Origin of the sequence: Kitasatospora sp. NPDC057904, from assembly GCF_042887925.1 — a bacterium.
Classification (GTDB): domain Bacteria; phylum Actinomycetota; class Actinomycetes; order Streptomycetales; family Streptomycetaceae; genus Kitasatospora.
Window position 1 is genome coordinate 417,733 of record NZ_JBHVOL010000007.1, and the last position, 9,135, is coordinate 426,867.

Annotated in this window: 6 protein-coding genes; 3 read left to right on the forward strand and 3 right to left on the reverse strand. The window is 73.3% G+C overall.

Annotation, left to right across the window (positions count from 1 at the left end; genetic code table 11):
• Positions 1 to 90 precede the first annotated feature (90 nt).
• The gene (metH, locus tag ACFVSN_RS20900) at positions 91 to 3,603 is read right to left on the reverse strand and encodes a methionine synthase (protein WP_380504690.1); all 3,513 of its coding nucleotides are present in this window, start codon (positions 3,601 to 3,603) and stop codon (positions 91 to 93) included.
• A 143-nt stretch (positions 3,604 to 3,746) separates the two neighbouring features.
• Between metH and ACFVSN_RS20905 the strand changes: the two genes are divergently transcribed.
• A complete protein-coding gene (locus ACFVSN_RS20905; protein ID WP_387956362.1) occupies positions 3,747 to 4,835 on the forward strand; it encodes a hypothetical protein in 1,089 nt (362 codons plus the stop codon).
• A gap of 13 nt (positions 4,836 to 4,848) precedes the next feature.
• On the opposite strand, the gene ACFVSN_RS20910 is transcribed toward ACFVSN_RS20905, so the two are convergent.
• Positions 4,849 to 5,364, reverse strand: coding sequence for an SRPBCC domain-containing protein (locus ACFVSN_RS20910; RefSeq protein WP_380445472.1), 516 nt, complete (start codon positions 5,362 to 5,364; stop codon positions 4,849 to 4,851).
• 160 nt (positions 5,365 to 5,524) lie between these two features.
• Here ACFVSN_RS20910 and ACFVSN_RS20915 point away from each other — a divergent pair, with 160 nt between their 5' ends.
• Together ACFVSN_RS20915 and ACFVSN_RS20920 are read left to right on the forward strand one after the other, a co-directional pair.
• Positions 5,525 to 6,322 carry an SGNH/GDSL hydrolase family protein gene (locus tag ACFVSN_RS20915; RefSeq protein WP_380445473.1) on the forward strand — a complete coding sequence of 266 codons (798 nt, stop codon included), beginning with the start codon at positions 5,525 to 5,527 and terminating at the stop codon, positions 6,320 to 6,322.
• Between the two features lie 157 nt (positions 6,323 to 6,479).
• Positions 6,480 to 7,436: a PAC2 family protein gene (locus ACFVSN_RS20920; RefSeq protein WP_380445474.1), complete on the forward strand. Its 957-nt coding sequence runs from the start codon at positions 6,480 to 6,482 to the stop codon at positions 7,434 to 7,436.
• A gap of 81 nt (positions 7,437 to 7,517) precedes the next feature.
• On the opposite strand, the gene mshC is transcribed toward ACFVSN_RS20920, so the two are convergent.
• Positions 7,518 to 8,747, reverse strand: a complete 1,230-nt coding sequence (gene mshC, locus ACFVSN_RS20925; protein ID WP_380445475.1) for a cysteine--1-D-myo-inosityl 2-amino-2-deoxy-alpha-D-glucopyranoside ligase — start codon at positions 8,745 to 8,747, stop codon at positions 7,518 to 7,520.
• Positions 8,748 to 9,135 lie beyond the last annotated feature (388 nt).

Genomic DNA, 9,135 nt, shown 5'->3' on the forward strand with positions numbered 1-9,135 from the left:
CGGCCCGCTGGTGAGCGGACCGGCCCGTTCAGGATCATCAAGGATACGCCCGGTTCGCCGGAAAAGAGCGAACGCGCGGGGGCGTCCTGGTTACCGGGCGTTGAAGTACTTCGCCTCCGGGTGGTGGATCACGATCGCGTCCGTGGACTGCTCCGGGTGGAGCTGGAACTCCTCGGAGAGCACCACGCCGATCCGCTCGGGCTTCAGCAGCTCGGCGATCTTGGCGCGGTCCTCCAGCTCCGGGCAGGCGCCGTAGCCGAGCGAGAAGCGGGCGCCGCGGTACTTGAGCGCGAACATGTCCTTGACGTCCTGCGGGTCCTCGCCGGAGAAGCCGAGCTCGTAGCGGACCCGGGCGTGCCAGAACTCGGCCAGCGCCTCGGCCAGCTGCACCGAGAGGCCGTGCAGCTCCAGGTAGTCGCGGTAGGAGTTCCCGGCGAACAGCTCGTTGGCCGCCTCCGAGATCCGGTTGCCCATGGTGACCACCTGCAGGCCGACGACGTCCCGCACGCCGGACTCCTCCGGGCGGAAGAAGTCGGCCAGGCAGAGCCGGCGCCCGCGCCGCTGGCGGGGGAAGGTGAAGCGGGTGCGCTCGGTGCCGTCCTCGTGGAAGACGATCAGGTCGTCGCCCTTGGAGTTGGCCGGGTAGTAGCCGTAGACCACGGCCGCCTCCAGCCAGCCCTCGGTCTGCAGCCGGTCCAGCCAGGCGCGCAGCCGCGGGCGGCCCTCGGTCTCCACCAGCTCCTCGTACGACGGCCCCTCGCCGGAGCGCGCCGCCTTCAGGCCCCACTGGCCCTTGAACAGCGCGTCCTCGTCCAGCCAGGACGCGTAGTCGGCGAACGGGATGCCCTTGACGATGCGGTCGCCCCAGAACGGCGGGACGGGCACGGCGTTGTCGACGGCGACGTCGGAGCGGATCTGGCCGAGGTTGACCTCCGGCTCCGGCTCCTCCACCTCGACCCGGGCGTGCCGGCGCTGCTTGAGCTCGGGCAGCACCGCGCCGGGCACGCCGCGCTTGACGGCGATCAGCGCGTCCATCAGCCGCAGGCCCTCGAACGCGTCGCGGGCGTACCGGACTTCGCCCTCGTAGATCTCGTGGAGGTCCTGCTCGACGTACGCCCGGGTGAGCGCGGCGCCGCCGAGGATCACCGGGTAGTCGGCCGCCAGCTTGCGCTGGTTGAGCTCCTCCAGGTTCTCCTTCATGATCACGGTCGACTTGACCAGCAGCCCGGACATCCCGATGACGTCGGCCCGGTGCTCCTGCGCGGCGTCCAGGATCGCCGAAACCGGCTGCTTGATGCCGAGGTTGACGACGTTGTAGCCGTTGTTGGACAGGATGATGTCGACCAGGTTCTTGCCGATGTCGTGGACGTCGCCCTTGACGGTGGCCAGCACGATCGTGCCCTTGCCCTCCGAGTCGGACTTCTCCATGTGCGGCTCCAGGTGCGCCACCGCGGTCTTCATGACCTCGGCGGACTGGAGCACGAACGGCAGCTGCATCTGGCCCGAGCCGAACAGCTCGCCGACCACCTTCATGCCGGACAGCAGGGTCTCGTTGATGATCTCCAGCGCGGGCCGCGCGGTGAGCGCCTCGTCCAGGTCGGCCTCCAGGCCGTTGCGCTCCCCGTCGATGATCCGGCGCTGGAGCCGCTCGTCCAGCGGGAGCGCGGCCAGCTCCTCCGCCTTGGACGCCTTCACCGAGGCCGAGGAGACGCCCTCGAACAGCTCCAGCAGGCGCTGCAGCGGGTCGTAGCCGTCCCGGCGGCGGTCGTAGACCAGGTCGAGGGCGGCCTCGCGCTGGTCCTCCGGGATCCGGGAGATCGGCAGGATCTTCGACGCGTGGACGATCGCCGAGTCCAGGCCGGCCTCGACGCACTCGTGCAGGAAGACCGAGTTGAGGACGACGCGGGCGGCCGGGTTGAGGCCGAAGGAGATGTTGGACAGGCCGAGGGTGGTCTGCACGTCCGGGCGGCGGCGCTTGAGCTCGCGGATCGCCCCGATCGTCTCGATGCCGTCCCGCCGGGACTCCTCCTGCCCGGTGGCCAGGGTGAAGGTGAGGCAGTCGACCAGGATCGAGCCCTCGTCGATGCCGTAGTCCGCGGTGAGCTCGGCGATCAGCCGCTCGGCGATCTCGACCTTCTTGTCCGCGGTGCGGGCCTGGCCCTCCTCGTCGATGGTCAGCGCGATCAGGCCGGCGCCGTGCTCGCGGGCCAGCGAGGCGATCCTGCCGAAGCGCGAGTCGGGGGCGTTGCCGTCCTCGTAGTTGACCGAGTTGAGCACCGCGCGCCCGCCGAGCGCCTCCAGGCCGGCCTGCAGCACGGGCGGCTCGGTGGAGTCCAGGACGATCGGCAGGGTCGAGGCGGTCGCCAGGCGGCCGGCGATCTCCTTCATGTCGGCGACGCCGTCGCGGCCGACGTAGTCGACGCACAGGTCCAGCAGGTGGGAGCCGTCCCGGATCTGGTCGCGGGCGATCTCCACGCAGGCCTGCCAGTCGCCGGCCAGCATCGACTCGCGGAACTTCTTCGAGCCGTTGGCGTTGGTGCGCTCGCCGATCGCGAGGTACGAGGTGTCCTGGCGGAACGGCACCGCCTGGTACAGCGACGCCGCCGACGGATCCGGCTGCGGCGTGCGCGGGGCGATCGCGCGGCCCTGGACGCGCTCGACCACCGCGCGCAGGTGCTCCGGCGTGGTGCCGCAGCAGCCGCCCACCAGCGACAGCCCGTACTCGCGGGTGAACACGTCGTGCGCCTCGGCCAGTTCGGCCGGGGACAGCGGGTAGTGGGCGCCGTCCTTGCCGAGCACCGGCAGGCCCGCGTTCGGCATGCAGGACAGGCCGATCCGGGCGTTCTTGGCCAGGTAGCGCAGGTGCTCGCTCATCTCGGCCGGGCCGGTGGCGCAGTTGAGACCGATGTAGTCGACGCCGAGCGGCTCCAGCGCGGTGAGCGCGGCGCCGATCTCCGAGCCGAGCAGCATCGTGCCGGTGGTCTCCACCGTCACCTGCACCAGCACCGGGAGGTCCAGGCCGGCCGCGGCGAGGGCGCGCTTGGAGCCGAGGATCGCGGCCTTGGTCTGCAGGAGGTCCTGGCTGGTCTCGACCAGCAGGGCGTCGGCGCCGCCGGCGATCAGGCCGGCCGCGTTCTCCTGGAAGCCGTCGCGCAGGGCCTCGTACGGGGCGTGGCCGAGGGTGGGCAGCTTGGTGCCGGGCCCGATCGAGCCGAGCACCCAGCGGGTGCGGCCGTCGGCGGCGGTGTGCGCGTCGGCGACCTCGCGGGCGATCCGGGCGCCGGCCTCGGACAGCTCGAAGATGCGCTCGGGGATGTCGTACTCGCCGAGCGCGGCGAAGTTGGCACCGAAGGTGTTGGTCTCGACGCAGTCCACGCCCACCGCGAAGTAGGCCTCGTGGACGGACCGGACGATGTCGGGGCGGGTGAGGTTCAGGACCTCGTTGCAGCCCTCCAGGTCCTGGAAGTCCTCCATGGTCGGGTCCTGGGCCTGGAGCATGGTGCCCATCGCCCCGTCGGCGACCACCACCCGGGTGGCGAGGGCCTCGCGCAACGCGTTCGCGCGGCTCTGCTGAGTGATGGACGGTTCGGCTGCAGTGGCCATGGGGCTTCTCCCTGGTGCGACGGCTGTCGGCTTTGCGCTCCCGCTTGGTCGGGCGCGCACGTGGCCAGGGTATCCGTCCCACGGCCCGGCGCGACTGTGCATTTCGTATCCTGAACGCTCGGCCGCAAGGGGGGAGCAATCGGTTGGGGCGCGCACGCACGTCCGCGGGACGGATGGGCCGGGCACTGACGGTGCCGTTCAGCGCATTCGGGGCCCGCTGGCGGGGCTGGTCGTGGTGGCGCAGGGCGCTGGTCGCGCTCGCCGTGGCCGCGGCCGTTCCGGTGGCCACGATCGGGGGACTGCTCGTCGCGCTGCGCCTGCACGACGTCGGCCGGCTCTCGCCCGACGCCCGCACCCGCGGCCGGGACGCCGTCTGGCTCGGCCACGCCTGGGTGGACGGCCGCAAGACCGACGCCGACGTCGCGGCGCTCGCCCGGCAGCTCGACGGCACCGGCATCCGCGACCTGTACGTCCACACCGGCCCGCTGGAGCACGACGGCTCGCTGCCGCCGACCGTCCACCCGCGCGCGCAGTGGTTCGTCGAGGCGGTGCACCGGGAACTGCCGAAGATCCGGGTGCAGGGCTGGCTGGGTGACGAGGTCAAGCCCGAGAAGGACGCCCTCGACCTGGAGGACGCGGCCACCCGGGACCGGGTCACCGCCTCCGCCCGGCAGGTGCTGGACCTCGGCTTCGACGGGGTGCACTTCGACATGGAGCCGATCCGCCCCGGCTCGGCCGGCTGGCTCGCCCTCCTCGACCAGGTCCGGGCGGTGACCGCCGGGCGCGGCGCCAAGCTCTCCGTCGCCGCCCCGCAGATCGACCCCCTGCCCGGCCTGCACACCGCGGGGATCGCCCTCAGCGGGCACGGCAAGTGGTGGGACCAGGCCTACTTCACCGCGACCGCCCGCCGGGTCGACCAGATCGCGGTGATGACGTACGACACCAGCATGCAGACCGAGCCGCTGTTCGGCGGCTACGTCGCCCTGCAGACCGAACTGGCCCTGGAGGCCACGCCGAAGGACGTCGACCTGCTGATGGGCCTGCCGTTCTACTGGGACGACACCTGGGCGCACCGGGGCGGCGCCGAGACGGTCGACGCGGCCGTGCGCGGCGTCCGGCTGGGCCTCGCCCGCGAGGACCTGCACCGCCCGGCCTTCGGCGTCGCGCTGTACGTGGACTTCGCGGCGACGCCCGAGGACTGGGCGCAGTACCGGCGGGGCTGGGTCGGGTAGCTGCGCCCCGGGCTCAGGCCATGCGATGGGCGAGGGCGCCGAGGTAGCGGTGGACGGTCACGTCCTCGCCGGTCACGTAGTGGGAGACCGCGCGGTACAGCGGCTTGCGGACCTCGCCGCGCTCGGTGACGGTCAGCAGGCAGCCCCGGCCCGCCGGCGTCAGGACGTACGTCCAGGTGCCGCCGTACGGCAGGTCCGGGTCGGCGATGCCGGTCACCAGGCGGTGCGGGGCCTCGCTGGCGACCACCTCGTACGTGGTGTGCCCGTGCCGGTCGTACTCGCGCCAGCGCTCCCGGCCGCCGGCCGCCGCGGGCAGCCGCTCGACGTGGGTCAGGTCGGGGCGCCAGGCGGGGTAGAGGTCGATGTCGGTCAGCACGTCCCAGACCGCGCCGGGCGGCTGGGAGAGTTCCAGTCCGCCCTCGGTGACGTGCTCCACCGGGAGCCGGCGGCCCGCGCGGTCCGCCGCCACCACCGCGGTGCCGGCGGCCACCGCCGCCACGCCCGCGCCGATCCACAGCCATCGGTTCATCGGTCCGGCTCCTCACGCCCGCCGCCCGGCCCCGTTGTCCATCATCGCGCCGCCCCGCCCGGCGGGCACGCCACGACGCCGGGTAGTCGATCGACTACGATCCGTGCCCGATGGGCCGAGGCGGACCGCGCCCGGCCCGCCCGGACCCCGGAGAACCGCCGTGCCGCTCCCCCGCCCGGTCGCCGCCCTGGCCGCCGTCCCCCTGCTCTGCGCCGCCCTCGCCGCCCCGGCCGCGGCCGACCCGGCCCCCAGGTACGCCGCGCTCGGCGACTCCTACGCGGCCGGGGTCGCGGCCGGCTCCTACGACCCCGCCAGCGGCGACTGCCACCGCAGCGGCCGCGGCTACCCCGCCCTGTGGGCCGCGGCGCACGGCGCCGCCCTCACCGACGCCGCGTGCAGCGCCGCCGGGGCCGACGACGTCCGCCGCGACCAGCTGCCGAAGGTCGCCGCGGACACCACGGTGGTCACCCTCACCGTGGGCGGCAACGACCTCGGCTTCACCTCGGCGGCCGTCGACTGCCTCCAGCCGCTCACCACCGACGCCCGCTGCGAGCGCACCCTCGACACCGCCGCGCACCACCTGGACGACGACCTGCCCGGCCGCCTCGACGCGCTCTACTCGGCGGTCCGCGCCGCCGCCCCGGCCGCCCGGGTCGTCGTCACCGGCTACCCCCGGCTGCTCCAGACCGGCACCACCTGCCTGCTCGCCACCGAGTCCAGGCGGCAGCGGTTCAACGCCCTCACCGACCGCCTGGACGAGCTGATCCGCCGTCAGTCCGAGGCCCACGGGTTCGCCTTCGCGGACGTCCGGCCGGCCTTCGACGGGCACGGCACGTGCGGCGGCGGCAAGGAGGAGTGGATCAACGGCATCGTGGTCTCCCACCTGTGGGAGTCCTTCCACCCCACCGCCGACGGCCAGGCCCGCGGCTACCTGCCCACCGTCGCCGCGCTCCTGTGACCGGACCTGCGGATAACCGCTGGATCATGGCGGCCCGGTCCCCCAGACTGTCCCGGTGCCCCGGCCGTGACGCGCATCAAAGCCCGTAGGCTGGGCAGGTAGGGACCGTGGAGCGAGGAGTTCCATGGGCGATGAGGAGTTCGGAGGGAGACGCCGGGTGATCGAGCTGGAAGATGTCCCCGAGTTGATCGACCCGGTGATGGTCTGCGCCTTCGAAGGCTGGAACGACGCGGGCGACGCCGCCTCCGCGGCCCTGGCGCACCTGGACGAGACCTGGGGCGGCAAGGTGTTCGCGGCCCTGGACGCGGAGGACTACTACGACTTCCAGGTCAACCGTCCCACGGTCTGGATGGACGGCGGCATCCGCCGGATCACCTGGCCCACCACCCGGCTCTCGGTGATCCGGGTGACGGAGCCCAAGACCCGGGACGTCGTCCTGGTGCGCGGCATCGAGCCGAGCATGCGCTGGCGCTCGTTCTGCAACGAGCTGCTGGGCTTCGCGCACGAGCTGGGCGTCGAGCTGGTGGTGATCCTGGGCGCGCTGCTCGGCGACACCCCGCACAGCCGCCCGGTGCCGGTCAGCGCCGTCACCTCCGACCCCGATCTGGCCCGTCGGCTGGACCTGGAGGAGAGCCGGTACGAGGGGCCGACCGGGATCGTCGGGGTGCTGCAGGAGGCCTGCACGCACGCCGGGGTGCCGGCCGTGACGCTGTGGGCGGCGGTGCCGCACTACGTCGCGCAGCCGCCCAACCCCAAGGCGACCCTGGCCCTGATCAACAAGCTGGAGGACCTGCTCGACCTGCGGATCCCGCCGGGCGAGCTCGGCGAGGACGCCCGGGCCTGGCAGCTGGGCGTCGACCAGCTGGCCGCCGAGGACAGCGAGGTGGCCGAGTACGTCCAGCAGCTGGAGGAGGCGCAGGACACCGCGGAGCTGCCGGAGGCCTCCGGCGACGCGATCGCCCGCGAGTTCGAGCGCTACCTGCGCCGCCGGGAGAACGTCGGTCCGACCGGCGAGAAGCCGGTGGCCGGGCACGCCACCGCGGAGCGGCCGGCCGAGCCGGAGGCGCCCGGGACCACCCGGGAGGCGCCGGAGGGCTCCGCGGACGACGAGTAGGACGGAACGGCCGAAGGGGCGTCAGGACGATCGGTCCTGGCGCCCCTTCGGCGTATGACGGTCCTACAGGACCCGACGGTGCTACAGCGCGACGCCGAGCAGGGCGTCGACGGTACGGGTGACCAGGCCGGGGGCGCCGATGTCGGTGCCGCCGTCGGTCTCCTGGAGCACCGCCCAGCGGTCGACGGCGGCCAGCGCGGCCGGCGCGTCGAGGTCGTCCGCGAGCGCGGCGCGGACCTCGGCGAGCAGCGCCTCGGCGGCCGGGCCGTCCGGCCGGGAGACCGCCGCGCGCCAGCGGGCGAGGCGCTCGACGGCCTCGTCCAGAACGGCCTTGGTCCACTCCCAGTCCTCGCGGTAGTGGTGCGAGAGCAGGGCCAGGCGGATCGCCGCCGGGTCGACGCCCTCGCGGCGCAGCGCCGAGACGAAGACCAGGTTGCCCCGGGACTTGGACATCTTCTTGCCGTCCAGCGCGACCATGCCGGCGTGCACGTACGCCTTCGCGTACGGGTGGGCGCCGGTGGCGACCTGGGCGTGCGAGGCGCCCATCTCGTGGTGCGGGAAGGACAGGTCGCTGCCGCCGCCCTGGACGTCGAAGGACATGCCGAGGTACTGCAGCGCGATCGCGACGCACTCGATGTGCCAGCCGGGGCGGCCGTGGCCGAGCTCGGTGTCCCAGGCGGGCTCGCCGGGGCGGGCGGCCAGCCAGAGCAGCGCGTCGAGCGGGTTGCGCTTGCCGGGGCGGTCCGGGTCGCCGCCGCGCTCGGCGAAGACCGGGCGCATGGCCTCGCGGGTCAGGCCGGAGACCTCGCCGAAGTGCGGGTCGGAGTCGACCGAGAAGTAGATGTCGCCGTCGACCTCGTAGGCGGCGCCACTGGCCAGCAGCTTCTGGACGATCGGCACGATCCACGGGATGGACTCGACGGCGCCGATGTAGTGGGCCGGCGGGAGCAGCCGCAGCGCGGTCATGTCCTCGCGGAACAGCGCCGTCTCGCGCTCGGCCAGGGCCGTCCAGTCCTGCCCGGTGGCGACGGCGCGCTCCAGCAGCGGGTCGTCGACGTCGGTGACGTTCTGGATGTACAGGACGTCGTGACCGGCGTCCTTCCACACCCGCTGCACCAGGTCGAAGGCGTTGTAGGTGGCGGCGTGGCCCATGTGGGTCGCGTCGTAGGGGGTGATGCCGCAGACGTAGATCCGGGCGGTGCCGTCCTGCGGCACGACCTCGCGGACCGTGCCCGCTGCAGTGTCGAAGATGTGGAGGGGGAGCCCCTGACCAGGCAGGGCGGGAACCTCGGAGGCGGGCCAGGCATGCATGGGAACGACTTTAACCTTGCGAACATTTGAAAGCCTAACCAATGCACGAGAATGCACAAGATCGACTGGATTCGCTTGGTGCCGTGGCCTGAGCACTCCTTGACCGGTGCGGTCCGGATTCCGGCGGTTTCCGTGTGCGACGGTCCGCCCACGCACCGACGACCGCACGGCTGGGCGCCCGGCCGGCCCTGCCGCCGACCGGGCGCCCGGCCCTCGGGTGCGCGCGGCCGGAGCCGGCGGGGCCTGTCTTCACACCCCCGTCGTCCGCCCGGAGGGCGGGCCGGGCGGCGTCTGGGTGCGTGCATCGCAAGGCGGAGGAGGGAGGCGATGCGGTGGGGGCACCTCCCGGCCGCCAGGCTGGGGGACATCGGGCGACCGACGACAACGC